The organism is Billgrantia aerodenitrificans, from assembly GCF_021404405.1.
Taxonomy (GTDB): Bacteria; Pseudomonadota; Gammaproteobacteria; order Pseudomonadales; family Halomonadaceae; genus Halomonas; species Halomonas aerodenitrificans.
This window is the reverse complement of sequence record NZ_JABFTV010000011.1, coordinates 73,270-87,787: the sequence shown is the minus strand read 5'-3', so window position 1 is coordinate 87,787 and position 14,518 is coordinate 73,270. Positions and strand designations below refer to the sequence as shown.

The following is a 14,518-nucleotide window of genomic DNA, read 5'->3' as shown; positions in this document are numbered from 1 at the left end:
CCTCGCCTCACCTGTCCTCTGGAGGGTGTCATGTCGTCCTCGTCGTCCAAGCGTGTCATGGCGGTTCGCGACCCCGGAGACGTTCTCTCGGGGTGTGTGCTGCTGGTCGCTTCTATCATCCTGCTGTTCTATCTGATACCCAACTACATCAGCGAGCCGCCCATCATGCAGAGCCCGCTGATGTCGCCGCGCTGGCTGCCGCGCATCGTGGGTGGGTTGATGCTGCTCTTCTCCTGCCTGCTGATCGTGCAGGGGCTGCTGGTGGACAACACCGACAAGGAGGATGGACGCCGCATCGAGAAGGGGCCCCGGCTGCGTTTCGCCATGATGGCGGCGGCGCTGGTGGTCTATGTGGGGCTGTTCGAGTCGCTGGGTGCGGTGATCAGCGGCATCCTGGCCACGCTGATCCTGTTCGCCGCCCATCCGGTCAGGACCTGGTGGGTCTACAGCCTGGCCTTCGTGTTACCTGCCGCGGTCACCTTCGTCTTCGTGAAGGTCATGAACGTGCCGCTGCCGCTGATGCCGTTCTGACGGCAGGCGCTACTGCCCCTGGGTGAATGCATGGATATGTTTTCGGAAGTCCTTCATCTCTTTCTCAGCCTGGACAACTTCTTGGCCATTGCGCTGGGGGTGGTCATCGGCGTCGTGGTCGGCTCGATTCCAGGACTGACCGCCACCATGGCCGTCGCGCTGGCGCTGCCGTTCACCTTCACCATGGAGCCGGTGGCGGCCATCCTGCTGCTGGTGGGGATCTACAAGGGCGGCATGTACGGCGGCTCGATCACGGCCATTCTGATCCGTACCCCGGGCTCGCCGGCCTCCGCCTGCACCCTGCTCGACGGCTATCCGATGGCCCAGCAGGGCCATGCCAAGAAGGCGCTGAAGACGGCGCTCTACTCATCGGTGATTGCCGATTTCATCTCCAACATTGCGCTGATCTTCTTCGCCGCCTACCTGGCCAAGATCGCGCTCAACTTCGGTGCGCCGGAGTTCTTCTGGCTGATCTGCTTCTCGCTGACCATCATCATCTCGTTGGCCAGCGGCTCGATGATCAAGGGCCTGCTCGCCGCCTTGATGGGCATCCTGCTCTCGCTGGTGGGGCTGGACGAGGTCTACGGTTCCCAGCGCTTGACCTTCGGCAACTACAACCTGATGGATTCGATCTCGTTCATCCCGCTGCTGATCGGGCTGTTCGCCATCCCCGAGATCATCGAGTTCTACCGCAAGAAGGCGCTGCCGCACCTCAAGGCCAAGGCCAGCGGGGTGGGCATGACCCTGGCGGAGCTCAAGCGCTGCCTGAAGAGCATCATTCGCGGCAGCCTGATCGGCGTGATCATCGGGGCGATTCCCGGCACCGGGGCCACCGCAGCCGCGTTCATCTCCTACAGCGATGCCCGGCGCCGCTCGCCCAACCGTGACAACTTCGGCAAGGGTGAGGTGGAAGGTGTGGCCGCCTCGGAGGCAGGCAACAACGGGGTGGCCGGAGCGACCATGATTCCGCTGCTGTCGCTGGGCATTCCCGGCGACGTGATCACCGCCATCATCCTCGGTGCCTTCATGGTCCACGGCCTGACCCCAGGCCCGATCATGTTCCAGGAGAACCTGACGCTGATCTACGCGCTGTTCGTCGGCATCATGTTCAGTTCGCTGGTGCTGCTGGTGGTGGGCAACGGGGCGATCAAGTACTTCTCGCTGATCGCCGACATTCCCAAGTCGATCCTCTTCCCCATCGTGCTGATGTTCTGTGTCTACGGTGCCTACGCGGTGAACAACGATACCTTCGACGTGTGGTTGATGCTGGGCTTCGGCGTGCTCGGCTACATCTTCAACCGGGCGGCGATACCGGCGGCACCGTTCTTGATCGGCTTCATTCTCGGGCCGATGTTCGAGGACAACCTGCGCCGCTCGCTGCTGATCGGGCACAACGATCTCTCGATCTTCGTGCGCGGTCCGATCACCTGGTTCTTCATCGCCCTGACGCTGGGGTCGATCCTGCTGGCGCTGTATCGCTATGCCGCGGCGCGCCGTCAGTCCGCCAGCGCCGCCACGACGCAGGAGAGCCCGTGAGTGGCATCGAGCGCACGAGAGAAACGCAAGAATCGGGAGAGGTGATATGGCGGGACCGCTGACAGGCCTGCGCGTGCTCGACCTGAGCCGCGTGATGGCCGGGCCCTGGTGCACTCAGATACTCGCCGACATGGGCGCCGAGGTGATCAAGGTCGAGCGCCCGGTGAGCGGTGACGACACGCGCCACTGGGGCCCGCCCTGGCTCAAGGATCGCGACGGCAACGAGACCCGCGAATCCGCCTACTATCTCTCGGCCAACCGCGGCAAGCACTCGGTGACCGTGGATATGAGCAGGCCCGAGGGCCAGGCGTTGATCCGCCAGCTGGCCGCCGAGAGCGACATCCTGGTGGAGAACTTCAAGAGCGGCGGGCTGGCGCGCAAGGGGCTCGACTACGCCACGCTGGAGGCCATCAATCCCGGGCTGATCTACTGCTCCATCACCGGTTTCGGCCAGACCGGACCGATGGCCGCCATGGCCGGCTACGACTATCTGATCCAGGCCCAGGGCGGGCTGATGAGCATCACCGGCGCGGCTGACGGCGAGCCCGGCGCGGGACCGCAGCGAGTCGGCATGGCAGTAGCGGACCTGACCACCGGCATGAACGCGACCATCGCCATTCTCGGCGCGCTGCATCATCGCCACCTGACCGGCGAAGGGCAGTACATCGACATGGCCCTGCTCGACGTCCAAGTGAGCTGGCTGGCCAACCAGGCGCAGAACTACTTCTGCAGCGGTACGCCACCCACCCGCACCGGCGAATACCATCCCAACCTGGTGCCCTATCAGCCGTTTCCCACCGCCGACGGCGAGAAGGTGATCATCGCCATCGGCAACGACGGCCAGTTCCAGCGCTTCTGCCAGGCGGTGGGGCGGCCCGAACTGGCCGAGGACCCACGCTTCGCCACCAATCCGGTGCGGGTGAGACATCGCCTCGAGCTGGTACCGATCATGGTCGAGATCACGCGCAGCCGTACCGCCGCCGAGTGGATCGCGCTGCTGGGCGAGATCGCGGTGCCCTGCGGGCCGATCCAGAACATCGCTCAGGTCTTCGACGACCCTCAGGTCAAGGCGCGGGAGATGCAGATCGAACTGGAGTCGCGCCACGGGCCGGTGCCCGGTGTGGCCAACCCGATCAAGTACTCGCGTACGCGGCTGGAGTATCGCAAGGCCCCGCCCGCGCTAGGCGAGGATACCGAGGCCGTGCTGGCGAGGCTGCTCGACAAGGCGCCGGAGGAGATCGCCGAGTTGCGTCAGCGCGGTGTGGTCTAGCGCGGATCAGCCGACGCTGACCCCGCCGCAGACGAACAGGGTCTGGCCGGTGACGAAGCCGCTGTGCGCGTCGCAGAAGAAGCTCACCGCCTGGGCCACGTCCTCGGGCTGGCCCATGCGCCGCGCCGGGATGTTGTCGATGATGCGCCGCGCGCGCTCGGAGTCCGGCGGGTTGTTCTCCCAGAAGGCGCTGGTGGCGATGGGGCCGGGAGCGACGCAGTTGACGGTGATGCCGTCGCCGGCCAGCTCCAGCGCCCAGGTGCGGGCCATGGACTGCAGCGCACCCTTGGTCGCGCTGTAGAGGCTGCGCGCCTCCTTGCCCAGCACCACGCGGCTGGCGTTCATGACGATACGGCCATGGCGGCGCTCGCGCATGCCCGGCAGCAATGCCTGGGTGCAGACCAGCGCCGAGCGCACGTTGAGGTGCATCAGGCGATCGAAGTCCGCCACTCGGGTTTCATCGAGCAGCGCTGGCGCGACGATCCCCACGTTGTTGACCAGGCAATCCACGCTGTGATTCGCGATGATCTCGGCAAGCATTTCTCGGGTCGCTTCCACCTCGGCGAGATCGACCAGGCGGGCATCGGCCCTGAGCGATTCCGCCTCGGGCTCGACGATATCCAGCACGATGGTGCGATAGCCGTCCTGTTGCAGGCGCAGCGCGATGGCCTGGCCGATGTTGCGGGCGCCGCCGGTGACGATTGCGCAGGGTTCGGTCATGTGGGGTGGTCCTTGCAAGAGCTTCCGGTTGGTGACGCTGCAGAGGGGGATAGATCGTACGCAATGCGTACATAAGTTCGTTTCAAGGCTGAAGGTTGCGCCCTATCGCCACAATGCGACCTTCGTCTTGAGCGTTGATGGGTGACCTCAAGGCCCCCGCCGCCCGGCCGATATACCTCTGTTACCATTTGCAAATATGATTATCGGCGTCGGGTGGGGTCATGCTGTCGTGAGGCCTACTTTCTCGAGAAGTGGCGACATCAGGGGCGGGGGAGCAATGAAGACACCACTAGCGCGGAGGTGGCGGGTCGAGAGCGACACTGACTTGGGAGCGGACTCGCGACGATTCTGGCTGGCCAACTGCTTCTTGATCATCGTTGCGCTGACCTCCCTGGCGTATGCCTTGATCAACTTCTTCTACTTCAAGGCTATCCCTTTAGCGGTCGTCGAGCTGGGGTTCTTCGTCATCGTCGTGTTGGCGCTGGCAGATATGCGCATCAACCGTAACATCGAGCGATCGGCTTGGGTGACGGTCCTGTCCTGCGGTGTCCTCTCTGCCTTCTTCTTTTGGTATGTGCAGGCGGGTGTCTCTGCAGCGGTATGGACGGTTTTCTTTGCTATCGTCAACTTTTTCCTGCTCGGCACGCGCAAGGGCTTGCCCGTTTACTTGGTTTTTTTCGCAGTCATCCTGTCATTGACCCTGAGCTACCGAAACGACTGGCCGGCGCTGTCTGGGGCCGCCCTGACCAATATCATCGGCGCGATGATGGCCTTCGGGGCCGCGGCGTATTACCAGGAACGGTCCCGGGAAGCCGCCCACGATAGAATCGAAACGCTAGCCAACCAGGACAGCTTGACCGGCATCTCGAACCGCCGCCATTTCTTACAGCGCTTCGAGCGGGTTCGCCAAGCTCTGTGCGACCTGGATCGTCCGTATGCTCTCGTTCTCATCGATATCGACAACTTCAAGGCGATCAATGATGCCCACGGGCATGCCGTCGGGGACCAGGTCATCATCGCCGTCACCCAGCGGTTGCTTTCGGCCGTCCGTGCACAGGATCTGGTAGCCCGGTTGGGGGGAGAGGAGTTCTGTGTCCTGCTTTACGACTGCGGGGACAGTGCTGCCTGGCGCCGCGCCGAGAAGCTTCGCCTGGCCGTGGGGGCGGAACCTGTGTCGGTGGAAAGTCAGCGTGTACACGTGACGATCAGTGCGGGTGTCGCTGTCGGGGACCCGCAATCTCAAGGGTTCAACGAGATGTTTGCGGATGCGGACAGGCACCTCTATGCCGCCAAGGCAAAGGGGCGCGACCAGGTGGTGGATCAGCTGTAGTCCTGATGCCGTTTGGCTTCGGGGCATTCGGTATTGCTTCTTCGCTTTCGTCAGCGACGCCCGCAGGCCCAGGGGCGCCGCATCGGAAGTCCAGCTTTGTGGGACTGTTTCGTGTGATGCGTCTAATCTCCGTGAAATCTGGCGATGCTTCCCACCGGTTTACGCTCGGTGATGAAGTGGTTCTCCGGTGCCTCGGGGTCTTCGTGGCCCACGGCGATGGCGCACAGCACCAGCTCGCTGTCGGCCAGCCCCAGCTGTTCACGGATGATCCGGTGATACCAGGCCAGCGCGGCCTGGGCGCAGGTGTGTAGGCCCTGGCCTCGGGCGGAGGTCATCAGGCTCTGGATCAGCATGCCGGCATCCATGTAGCTGCCGGTCTCGAGGCGTCGGTCGATGGTCACGATCATGGCCACCGGGGCGTCGAAGAAGTGAAAGTTGCGGCGCATCTGTTCGTGGCGCCGGGCCTTGTCTTCACGCCTTATGCCAAGGGTCTCGTAGAGGCCGTAGCCGCAGCGCTGGCGGCGCTCGCGATAAGGTTCGAACCACTGGGTGGGGTAGTAGGTGTACTCGGGTTGATGCTCCTCGCCGCTGTCGAAGGCGGCGAGAATGGCAGCGCTGAGCCGGTGCAGTGCTTCGCCCGCCACCACGTGAACCTGCCACGGCTGGATGTTGCTGCCGCTGGGCGCGCGCCCGGCGACTTCTACGATATGGGCCAGAGTGTCGCGGCTGACCGGGTCGGGCAAGAAGCGGCGAACGGACTTGCGGCTGCGGATGGCGTCGTCGACGTGCATGCAGTGCTCCTCATGAAGCTGCCGGACCGCTGGCGGAGCGGTCCGGCAGGTGCTCAGGAATTGACCAGATGACAGCCGCTCTGCGCCAGCGGCAGAAAGGCCTCGTCTCCCGGGATGGTACGTACGATCCGATAGAGATCCCACTCGCCTTTGGACTCGGCGGGCGACTTCACTTCTACCAGGTACATATCGTGGACCATGCGCCCATCCTCGCGGATCACGCCGTTGGGAGTGAACATGTCGTTGACCGGCGTCTCGCCCATCCAGGCGCGCAGCGTGGCGGCATCGTCCGTGCCGGTGGCCTCGATGGCGTTGAGGTAGTGCATGGAGCTCGAATAGACACCTGCCTGGACCATGGTCGGCATGCTGCCCATGCGCTCGTAGTAGCGCTGGGCCCAGGCGCGGGCCTCGTCGTTCATGTCCCAGTACCAGCCGGTGGTGAGCTGCATGCCCTGAGTGGTCTCCAGCCCCAGCGCATGGATGTCGTTGAGGAACACCATCAGTCCTGCCAGGGCCTGACCCGACTCCGCCAGGCCGAACTGGCCGGCGGTGTTGATGGCGTTGACCGTGTCGGCGCCGGCGTTGGCCAGGCCGACGATCTTCGCCCCGGAGCCCTGGGCCTGCAGCATGTAGGAGGAGAAGTCGGCGGTGTTGAGCGGGTGGCGCACCTTGCCCAGAACCTGGCCGCCGCTCTCTTCCACCACCTTCTCCACATCGGCCTCCAGTGAGTGGCCGAAGGCGTAGTCGGCGGCGATGATGTACCAGCTGTCGCCGCCCTCCTCGACAATGGCCCGGGCCGAGCCGTTGGACATGGCGTGGGTGTCGTAGACCCACTGGATGTGGTTGGGCGTGCAGTGCTCATTGGTCACGCTGAGCGCAGCGGCGCCGGACACCATGCCGATCTTGTCGTGCTCGGCCAGCAGACGGGTGGCGGCAATGGTCACCGACGAGGCGACCAGCCCCGCCACCATGTCGACGTTGCGCTGGTCGATCCACTCGCGCACGGTGTTGGCGCCCACGTCGGCGCTGTTACGGTCGTCGGCGCTGAACACCTCGATGGGGGCGCCGTGAATGCTGCCGCCGTGGTCCTCCACGGCCATGCGCAGCGCCTCTAGCCCGCCGGGGCCGGCCAGGTCGCGGTAGGGGCCGGACATGTCGGCGAGATAGCCGATGCGGATCGCGTCATCGCTGATCTCGGCCTGGGCAGTGCTGGCAACAAGGGCCACGGTCAGGCCCAGCAGGCCGCTTTTCAGGGTGAATTGGCGTTTTGCGGACATACGAACTCTCCTACCTCGTCGCATGACGAGGCTATTTGTTGTTGGCGTTGTGGGGTCGTGCGTCGTGATGGGGTGCGTTTGGGCTCTGGGTGGTTCAGCTCTCCTCGCGCTCGGCGTTGGGTGCTTCCTGCATGGCGATGGCCTCCAGGTCCTTCTGGAACTTGTTGAGGTAGTGCAGCAGGCTCACCGTCTCGTCGAAGGTGAAGTTGGCGAGCCCCTGGGCATAGAACTCGTGGATCTTCGGCTGCAGGCTCTCCCAGAAGGCGCGGCCTTTATCGGTGAGCAGGATCAGCCGGGCGCGCTTGTCGTCGGGATGGGGGATGCGCTTGACGTGGTCGTCCCGCTCCAGCCGCTTGAGCACGCCGTCGAGGTTCTGGCGGCTGACGATCAGGTACTCGGTGAGCTGATTGAAGGAGATGCCGTCCTCATATCCCTTGCGCGACAGGGCGCCGAGCACGGCCCACTGGACCGTACTCAGGCCGACCTGGCCCACCGTCTGCTTCTGCAGGATGTTGCTGGCCTGGAAGAGACGGAAGAACAGCCGGTTGGCTACGCTCTTGTCGTCCTGAATCGCCATCGATGGCACTCCTTTGTCGAGCAGCGCCGCCAGGCGGGAGTCAGGGCGTCCGGTCGCGATGAGGCTGGTCATCTGGGCACCGCCTGGCGAGCGATGATGTTTTTCATGATCTGGGCGGTACCGTCGCCGATCTGCAGCCCCAGCACGTCGCGCATGCGCTGGGAGAAGGGCATGTCCTCGCCCCAGCCGGTGTGGCCGTGGGCCAGCATGCACTGCTTGATCACGTCGAAGGCAAGCTTCGGCCCCCACCACTTGTTCATTGCCGCCTCGCTAGTGTGGGGCAGTTCGTTGTCCTTCAGCCACAGCGCGTAGTAGCACTGCAGACGGGCGGCCTGAACGTAGGTCTGGTACTCCGCCAGCGGATGGGTCAGGCCCTGGAAGGCGGCGAGCTTGTGGCCGAAGGCCTCGCGCTCGGTGAGCCACTGCCAGGTTTCGTCCAGCGACTGCTGCGCCACCGCCAGGCACTGCAGGCCGATCAGCGCGCGGCTGTAGTCGAAGCCCTGCATCACCTGCTTGAAGCCCTGACCCTCGTCGCCGAGCATGTGATCGGCCGGTACCGCGACATTGTCGAAGAAAATCGAGCCCCGGCCAATGGCGCGCTGCCCCGAGTCCTCGAAGCGGCTGGTGGAGATGCCGGGCGAATCCATCGGTACCAGGAAGGCGCTGATGCCGGAGGCACGCTGCTCCTGGGTGCCGGTGCGGGCGAACACCACCGCCACGTCGGCCTGATCGGCCATGGAGATCGAGGTCTTCTCGCCGCTGAGCAGGAAACGCTCGCCGTCGCGGGTGGCCTTGAGCTTGAGGTTGGCGGCATCGGAGCCGCCGTGGGGCTCGGTCAGCGCGATACAGGCGATCTTGCGTCCGGAGGTGATGCCGCCGAGCCACTCCCGGGCCAGCTCGGGGCGGGCGTAGCGGGCGATGATCTGGCCGTTGAGCGAGGCCAGCAGTGGCAGGTAGGCGACATTGAAGTCGCCGCGGGCGATCTCCTCGACGATGATGCCGCTGGTCACGCAGTCCAGGCCGCTGCCGCCGTACTCCTCAGGTAGTTCGCCGCCCAGGCAGCCCATCTCGCCAAGCTGGGCGACGATTTCGCGCTCGATGCGCGCCTCCTGCTCGCGGGCTCGGTAGCGCGGGGCCAGGGCGTCGGCGGCCAGCCGCGCCACGCTCTCGCGAATGGCCTGCTGCTGTTCGGTAAAGGCAAAGTTCATGCTGTCGTCCTCGCGGCAGGGGCCGTCACTTGTAGAACTTCCTGAACTCGGGCCGGCGCTTCTCCTTGAAGGCGGCCACCCCCTCCCGCGACTCGTCGGTGTCGTAGTAGAGGCTCAGTGCCTGCATGCCCATGGCGCCGATGCCGGCGATGTTCTCGCTGTCGGCATTGAACGAGCGCTTGGCGATGGAGAGCGCGGTGGGGCTCTTCTCGAGTATCTCGTCGCACCACTGGCGCACCTCCTCGTCGAGCCTGTCGGCGGGTACCACGGCGTTGGCCAGGCCCCACTCCAGCGCCTGGACGGCGCTGTACTTGCGGCACAGGTACCAGATCTCGCGGGCGCGCTTCTCACCGATCACCCGCGCCATGTAGGCGGTGCCGAAGCCCGGGTCCACCGAGCCCACCTTGGGGCCCACCTGACCGAACACGGCGTTCTCCGAGGCGATGGTCAGGTCGCACACCAGTGCCAGCACGTGACCGCCGCCGATGGCGAAGCCCTGCACTCGGGCGATGACCGGCTTGGGTACCTGTCGGATCAGCGTCTGAAGCTCCTCCACCGGCAGGCCGATGATGCCGCGGCCGTCGTACTGGCCCTCATGGGCGCCTTGGTCGCCGCCGGTACAGAACGCCTTGTCGCCGGCGCCGGTGAGCACGATCACCCCCACCGACTTGTCCCAGCCGGCGCGGTTGAAGGCGTCGAGCAGCTCCATGCAGGTCTGGCCGCGGAAGGCGTTGTAGCGCTCCGGACGGTTGATGGTGATGGTCGCCACGCCGTCAGTGACGTCATAGAGAATGTCTTCGTAGTTCGGTGTCTGCAGTGTCATGAGTGTCTTCCTGAAAGCGTTGTGAGGCTGAAAGCGTCGCTGGGGCGTCAGCCCGCCATCGTGAGGCCGCCGGAAACGCTGATTACCTGGCCGGTGATGAAATCGGCGTCGTCGCTGGCGAGCAGGGCGATGATTCCCGGGTAGTCCTCGGGCTGGCCGATACGGCGCATGGGCACCGCGTTGCGGAACGCCTCGAGCAGCTTCTCCGGATCGCGTGAGGTCTCGGCAAAGCCCTGCAGCAGAGCGGTATCGGTGGGGCCGGGGCAGACCACGTTGAGGGTCACACCCTTGGTGGCGAGCTCCCGGGCCAGGGTCTTGCTCAGCCCCAGCAGGCCGGCCTTGCAGGCGGCGTAGACTGCCTCACCGGAGGAGCCGACCCGGGCGGCGTCGGAGGCGACGTTGATCACCTTGCCGCCGCCGGCCTCGATCATCCGCGGCAGCACCACGTGGTGCATGTTGAGCGCGCCGGTGAGGTTCACCGCGATCAACGACTCCCACAGCGCGGGCTCGGTCTTGAGGAACGGCATGAAGCGGTCGAAGCCAGCGTTGTTGACCAGTACCCGAGGCACGCCGAGCTCGGCCTCGATGCGCTCGAGCGTGTCGACGATGGCGGCGTAGTCGGTGATGTCGGCGCCATAGGCGCGGGCCTGGCCGCCAGCTTCGGCGATCACCTCAACGGTGCTGCGGGCGGCGTCGAGATCGCGGTCGAGCACCGCCACCTTGCTGCCTTCCTCGGCGAAGCGACGACACACCGCGCGGCCGATGCCGCCGCCGCCACCGGTGACGATGACGGTCTTGTCCTGAAGTCCTCTCATGCAGCTCTCTCTCGTTGCGGATTGGATGAGCGGTGGCCTCGCGTCACGCCACGCTTTGGCCGGCCTGCTCGCGCAGCTTGAATTTCTGAATCTTTCCTGACGGCGTACGCGGCAGCTCGTCGAGCACCACGAGGAACTCAGGCTGGTACTGGCGCGTCACCTGGCGCTCACTGAGAAAGGCGGTGATATCCGCCAGCGTCAGCGACTCGATGCCTTCCTTGAGGCTCACGTAGGCGCACAGGCGCTCGCCGAGGCGTTCGTCGGGACGACCCACCAGGGCCACCGCCTGGATCGCCGGGTGCTGGTAAAGCGCGTTCTCGATGTCGACGATGGGGATGTTCTCGCCGCCGCGGATCACCACATCCTTGGAGCGCCCGGTGATGCGCACGTAGCCCTGCTCGTCGAGGCGGGCCAGGTCGCCGGTGGGAAACCAGCCTTCGGCGTCGACGCCATAGAGCTCGGGCTGCTTGAAGTAGCCGACGAACAGGCTGGCGCCGCGAACATAGAGCGGCCCCTCCTGGCCGGGTGGCAGGGTATTGCTCTCCAGGTCGGTGACTTTCAGCTCCATGAAGGGCAGGGGCAGGCCGTCGGTGTGCACCGCGCGTGAGGGGTCGTCACCAGGGCGGGTGGTGGTCACCGCGCCGTTCTCGGTCATGCCCCATGCGGAGATGATGCGCGTCGGCAGGTTGCGTGCGGCCTTCTCCACCAGCGGGCTGGGGATCGGTGCGCCAGCGCACATGAAGAGCTTGAGCGACTGCAGGTCGGGACCGTGGGCCTCGGCCTGCTCGGCGATGTCGGCCAGGAAGGGCGTGGAGCCGAGCATCAGGCTGGGCCGCTCGGCACGAATGATGTCGACGGCCTCGGCCGGTTTCCAGGTGTCCTGCAGCACCGCGGTGGCTTGGAGGTAGACGGGCAGCATCAGGCCGTAGAGAAAGCCGAGCTGGTGCGCCAGCGGCGAGGGCATGAACACCGTGTCGTCGTTGCCCAGCCCCAGCCGGGTGGCGAAGGGGCGGATGTGGCTCATCAGGGTGTTGGAGGTGTGCATCACCCCCTTGGGCTTGCCGGTGGTGCCGGAAGTGTAGAGCAGCTGCACCACGTCGTCGCCGCCGGGGCGGCGTTCGCGGAACAGCGCGGCGGTATCCGTTTCCCGCTCCCAGGCGCGCTCCAGCAAGGTGTTCTCGAAGCTGTCCGGGCCCTCACCGCCTACCACCAGCACCTGCTCGAGGGCGGTGAGTTCGGCCTTCAGGCCTCGGGCCATGGCGGCATGATCGAAGCCGCGAAACACTCCGGGGACGACGAATACCTTGCTCTCGGCCTGGGCCAGCATGAAGCGCAGCTCGTGTTCGCGGAAGATCGGCATCAACGGGTTGAGCACCGCGCCGATGCGGATACAGGCCAGGTGCAGCGCAGTCATCTGCCACCAGTTGGGCAACTGGCAGGAGACCACGTCACCCTTGGCCACGCCCAGACCGGCCAGGCCCGCCGCCATGCGGGTGACCTTCTCGTTCAGTTGGGCGTAGGTCAGCGACGCATGAGTTCCATCGGCCATGCGGTAGGTGACGATGGCCTGGCGGTCGGCGGCGCTGGTCACGGCCTCTTCCAGATAATCCGTCAAGAGCATGTCATTCCAGGCGCCTAGAGCGATCATCGCTTGCCTGCGCTCGGGAGTCAGATTCGTCTCGATAGGCATACGAGCTCCTGATGTTGCCGTTGTTTCGTTGTTGTGGCGGGCGCCAGTGCTTGGTGCGGCTCGGCGCGTCTTGAGAATCAAGCTAGGCGAGTCGAAATTTTATGTCAATACATTGTCTTTTATTTCGGTTTGGCTAAACTCTCTCCATGAGCTATCGATGCCGTGAAGAAGAAGCTGTGACAACAAGTTGTCAGTAATGCTGCGATGAGCCGGTCCTTTATCACACAGCGAGACGAGCCATGAGCCGAGCCGTAACCTTGATTCGCGAGGGCGACTGCGCGCGGATCACCCTGTTCAACCCGCCGGTCAATGCTCTGACCCAGCGGCTGCGCAGCGAGCTGCGCCAGGCCCTCATCGAAGCCGAGAACGACCCGAAGGTGAGGTGGATCCTGCTCAAGGCGGGAGGCCGCTGCTTCTCGGCGGGCGCCGACATGGGCGAGCTCGACCGACTGCATGAGGCGCCCTCCCTGCCGCAGCTGACACTGGCCATCGAGAGCGGCACCAAACCCTGCGTGGCCTGGCTGCACGGGGCAGTGCTCGGCGGCGGCCTGGAGCTGGCCATGGCCTGTCACTACCGGTTAGGCCCCCCCGAGCTGCGCCTGGGGTTGCCGCAGATCGCCCTGGGCTTGATACCTTGCGCCGGTGGCACCCAGCGGCTGCCCCGGCTGATGGGGCTGGCCGCCGCGCTGCACCTGCTGCTCTCGGGTGAGACCATTGGGGCGACCCAGGCACGGCGGCTGGGGCTCATCGATGCCGTGACGCCGCGGCTGCACGTGGAGGCGCAGCAGCAGGCTGAGGCGTGGAAACTGGTGGCGCAGGGGGTGAGACGAACCCGCGACCGACGCATCAAGGTACCCGTTGCCGATGTGGCCGGTTGGCTCGAGCGCCAGTACCGCGCGCTGTCTGACGAGGCGCGCGACAACCCGGCCTGTGCCAGACTGTTCGAAGCGTTGAAGACCGCCGTTTACCAACCCTTCGACGAAGGGCTGCGCCGCGAATGGGCGCTACATCTGGAGTGCCTTTCCCTGCCGCAGCTGCGAGAGCGCGCCGAGGCACGCCTGGCAGCCCGGCGTAGCGGGCGGCGGCGAGCGTCGGTCAAGCTGTCGTCGTAATTCGCGACAGCCTTGAAACCTTAGCTTCCTTATTAATTTTTTCTTATGCTGTGATCAGGCCCTTAGCCTCGAGGAGAGCGATCATGGCAACCGACATCACCACGTCTCGGCGAGAGGGCGGGATCGAGCTGCTCAGAATCAGCTGTCCCGAGCGGCGCAACATTCTGGATGCGGCGAGCTATGCGCGGTTGATCGAAGCGCTCGATGCGGCCGAGGCGGATGCCGAGGTCAAGGTGCTGGTCATCACCGGCAGCGAGAACTGCTTCACCGCCGGCAACGACCTGAATGACTACAAGGCGCTGGCGGATGCCGAAAGCGTGCCGGCCATCGCCTTCTTGCGCCGCCTGCGCGCCTTTCCCAAGCCCGTGGTGGCTGCCGCCGAGGGGCTGGCGCTGGGGCTCGGCACGTCGATCCTGCTGCACTGCGACTTCGCCTATGCCGGTCACTCGACCCGCTTCTGCCTTCCCTTCGTCAACCTCGCCCTGACTCCGCTGGGCGCCACCACCTACCTGCTGCCGCGCCTGGTCGGCAGCAAGGCCACCACGGCGATGCTGATGCTGGGCCAGCCGTTCACCGCGGCCCGTGCCGGTGAGCTGGGCCTGATCACCGACGTCGCCCCCGACGGCAAGGCGCTGATGCAGGCGCTGGACTGCGCCGAACGGCTCGTGGCCAAGCCCGCTGAGGCACTTCTTGCCATCAAGGCGCTGCTGCGTGAGGGTGACGAAGCTGCCGTCGAAGACGCTTTCGCCAGGGAGGAGCGGCGCTTGCTCGAGCGCTGCGGCTCGCCGGAGGCTCAGGGTGCCATCGATGCTTTCTTTGCCAAGCGTGGCCGCTGAGC

General features: G+C 65.3%; 14 protein-coding genes. 6 read left to right on the top strand and 8 right to left on the bottom strand.

All coding sequences use genetic code 11. The features are described 5' to 3' along the window. The first annotated feature begins 30 nt into the window (after nt 1-30). From HOP59_RS19110 to HOP59_RS19100, 3 genes are read left to right on the top strand one after another with little or no spacing between them, the layout of a single operon-like run. A complete protein-coding gene (locus HOP59_RS19110) occupies nt 31-531 on the top strand; it encodes a tripartite tricarboxylate transporter TctB family protein (RefSeq protein WP_234255074.1) in 501 nt (166 codons plus the stop codon). Between the two features lie 30 nt (nt 532-561). Then, a complete protein-coding gene (locus HOP59_RS19105) occupies nt 562-2,067 on the top strand; it encodes a tripartite tricarboxylate transporter permease (RefSeq protein WP_026038017.1) in 1,506 nt (501 codons plus the stop codon). A gap of 46 nt (nt 2,068-2,113) precedes the next feature. Further along, on the top strand, nt 2,114-3,337 hold the full coding sequence (locus tag HOP59_RS19100; protein WP_234255072.1) for a CaiB/BaiF CoA transferase family protein: 1,224 nt from the start codon (nt 2,114-2,116) through the stop codon (nt 3,335-3,337). 6 nt (nt 3,338-3,343) lie between these two features. Here the strand turns inward: HOP59_RS19100 and HOP59_RS19095 are convergent, their stop codons facing one another. Beyond that, nucleotides 3,344-4,057 (bottom strand): SDR family NAD(P)-dependent oxidoreductase, encoded by a 714-nt coding sequence (locus tag HOP59_RS19095; protein ID WP_234255070.1) that lies wholly within the window; start codon nt 4,055-4,057, stop codon nt 3,344-3,346. Between the two features lie 277 nt (nt 4,058-4,334). Between HOP59_RS19095 and HOP59_RS19090 the strand changes: the two genes are divergently transcribed. After that, nucleotides 4,335-5,387 (top strand): GGDEF domain-containing protein, encoded by a 1,053-nt coding sequence (locus tag HOP59_RS19090; RefSeq protein ID WP_234255068.1) that lies wholly within the window; start codon nt 4,335-4,337, stop codon nt 5,385-5,387. 122 nt (nt 5,388-5,509) lie between these two features. Here the strand turns inward: HOP59_RS19090 and HOP59_RS19085 are convergent, their stop codons facing one another. From HOP59_RS19085 to HOP59_RS19055, 7 genes are all read right to left on the bottom strand, one after another. Then, a complete protein-coding gene (locus HOP59_RS19085) occupies nt 5,510-6,178 on the bottom strand; it encodes a nitroreductase (RefSeq protein ID WP_234255067.1) in 669 nt (222 codons plus the stop codon). A 53-nt stretch (nt 6,179-6,231) separates the two neighbouring features. Then, nucleotides 6,232-7,455, bottom strand: coding sequence for an ABC transporter substrate-binding protein (locus HOP59_RS19080; protein ID WP_234255065.1), 1,224 nt, complete (start codon nt 7,453-7,455; stop codon nt 6,232-6,234). 94 nt (nt 7,456-7,549) lie between these two features. Continuing rightward, complete coding sequence (locus HOP59_RS19075) at nt 7,550-8,104, bottom strand: MarR family winged helix-turn-helix transcriptional regulator (protein ID WP_010627578.1); 555 nt, start codon at nt 8,102-8,104, stop codon at nt 7,550-7,552. Further along, a complete protein-coding gene (gene aliB, locus HOP59_RS19070; RefSeq protein WP_234255063.1) occupies nt 8,101-9,240 on the bottom strand; it encodes a cyclohexanecarboxyl-CoA dehydrogenase in 1,140 nt (379 codons plus the stop codon). The genes HOP59_RS19075 and aliB overlap by 4 nt, the downstream gene beginning before the upstream one ends. Nucleotides 9,241-9,265: 25 nt before the next feature. Further along, entirely contained in the window at nt 9,266-10,063 is a 798-nt protein-coding gene (locus HOP59_RS19065) for an enoyl-CoA hydratase-related protein (RefSeq protein WP_234255061.1), read from the bottom strand. 47 nt (nt 10,064-10,110) lie between these two features. After that, the gene (locus tag HOP59_RS19060; RefSeq protein WP_234255059.1) at nt 10,111-10,878 is read right to left on the bottom strand and encodes an SDR family NAD(P)-dependent oxidoreductase; all 768 of its coding nucleotides are present in this window, start codon (nt 10,876-10,878) and stop codon (nt 10,111-10,113) included. A 43-nt stretch (nt 10,879-10,921) separates the two neighbouring features. Continuing rightward, on the bottom strand, nt 10,922-12,568 hold the full coding sequence (locus HOP59_RS19055; RefSeq protein WP_234255057.1) for an AMP-binding protein: 1,647 nt from the start codon (nt 12,566-12,568) through the stop codon (nt 10,922-10,924). Between the two features lie 239 nt (nt 12,569-12,807). Between HOP59_RS19055 and HOP59_RS19050 the strand changes: the two genes are divergently transcribed. Further along, nucleotides 12,808-13,680, top strand: coding sequence for an enoyl-CoA hydratase-related protein (locus HOP59_RS19050; protein WP_234255056.1), 873 nt, complete (start codon nt 12,808-12,810; stop codon nt 13,678-13,680). An 83-nt stretch (nt 13,681-13,763) separates the two neighbouring features. After that, nucleotides 13,764-14,516, top strand: a complete 753-nt coding sequence (locus HOP59_RS19045; protein WP_234255054.1) for an enoyl-CoA hydratase/isomerase family protein — start codon at nt 13,764-13,766, stop codon at nt 14,514-14,516. Nucleotides 14,517-14,518 lie beyond the last annotated feature (2 nt).

Coding starts and splice junctions, on each gene's coding strand:
- HOP59_RS19100 (WP_234255072.1), top strand. CDS start 2,114: ATGGCGGGACCGCTGACAGGCCTGCGCGTGCTCGACCTGAGCCGCGTG.
- HOP59_RS19075 (WP_010627578.1), bottom strand. CDS start 8,104: ATGACCAGCCTCATCGCGACCGGACGCCCTGACTCCCGCCTGGCGGCG.
- HOP59_RS19080 (WP_234255065.1), bottom strand. CDS start 7,455: ATGTCCGCAAAACGCCAATTCACCCTGAAAAGCGGCCTGCTGGGCCTG.
- HOP59_RS19060 (WP_234255059.1), bottom strand. CDS start 10,878: ATGAGAGGACTTCAGGACAAGACCGTCATCGTCACCGGTGGCGGCGGC.
- HOP59_RS19050 (WP_234255056.1), top strand. CDS start 12,808: ATGAGCCGAGCCGTAACCTTGATTCGCGAGGGCGACTGCGCGCGGATC.
- HOP59_RS19045 (WP_234255054.1), top strand. CDS start 13,764: ATGGCAACCGACATCACCACGTCTCGGCGAGAGGGCGGGATCGAGCTG.
- HOP59_RS19055 (WP_234255057.1), bottom strand. CDS start 12,568: ATGCCTATCGAGACGAATCTGACTCCCGAGCGCAGGCAAGCGATGATC.
- HOP59_RS19095 (WP_234255070.1), bottom strand. CDS start 4,057: ATGACCGAACCCTGCGCAATCGTCACCGGCGGCGCCCGCAACATCGGC.
- HOP59_RS19110 (WP_234255074.1), top strand. CDS start 31: ATGTCGTCCTCGTCGTCCAAGCGTGTCATGGCGGTTCGCGACCCCGGA.
- HOP59_RS19090 (WP_234255068.1), top strand. CDS start 4,335: ATGAAGACACCACTAGCGCGGAGGTGGCGGGTCGAGAGCGACACTGAC.
- HOP59_RS19065 (WP_234255061.1), bottom strand. CDS start 10,063: ATGACACTGCAGACACCGAACTACGAAGACATTCTCTATGACGTCACT.
- HOP59_RS19105 (WP_026038017.1), top strand. CDS start 562: ATGGATATGTTTTCGGAAGTCCTTCATCTCTTTCTCAGCCTGGACAAC.
- HOP59_RS19085 (WP_234255067.1), bottom strand. CDS start 6,178: ATGCACGTCGACGACGCCATCCGCAGCCGCAAGTCCGTTCGCCGCTTC.
- aliB (WP_234255063.1), bottom strand. CDS start 9,240: ATGAACTTTGCCTTTACCGAACAGCAGCAGGCCATTCGCGAGAGCGTG.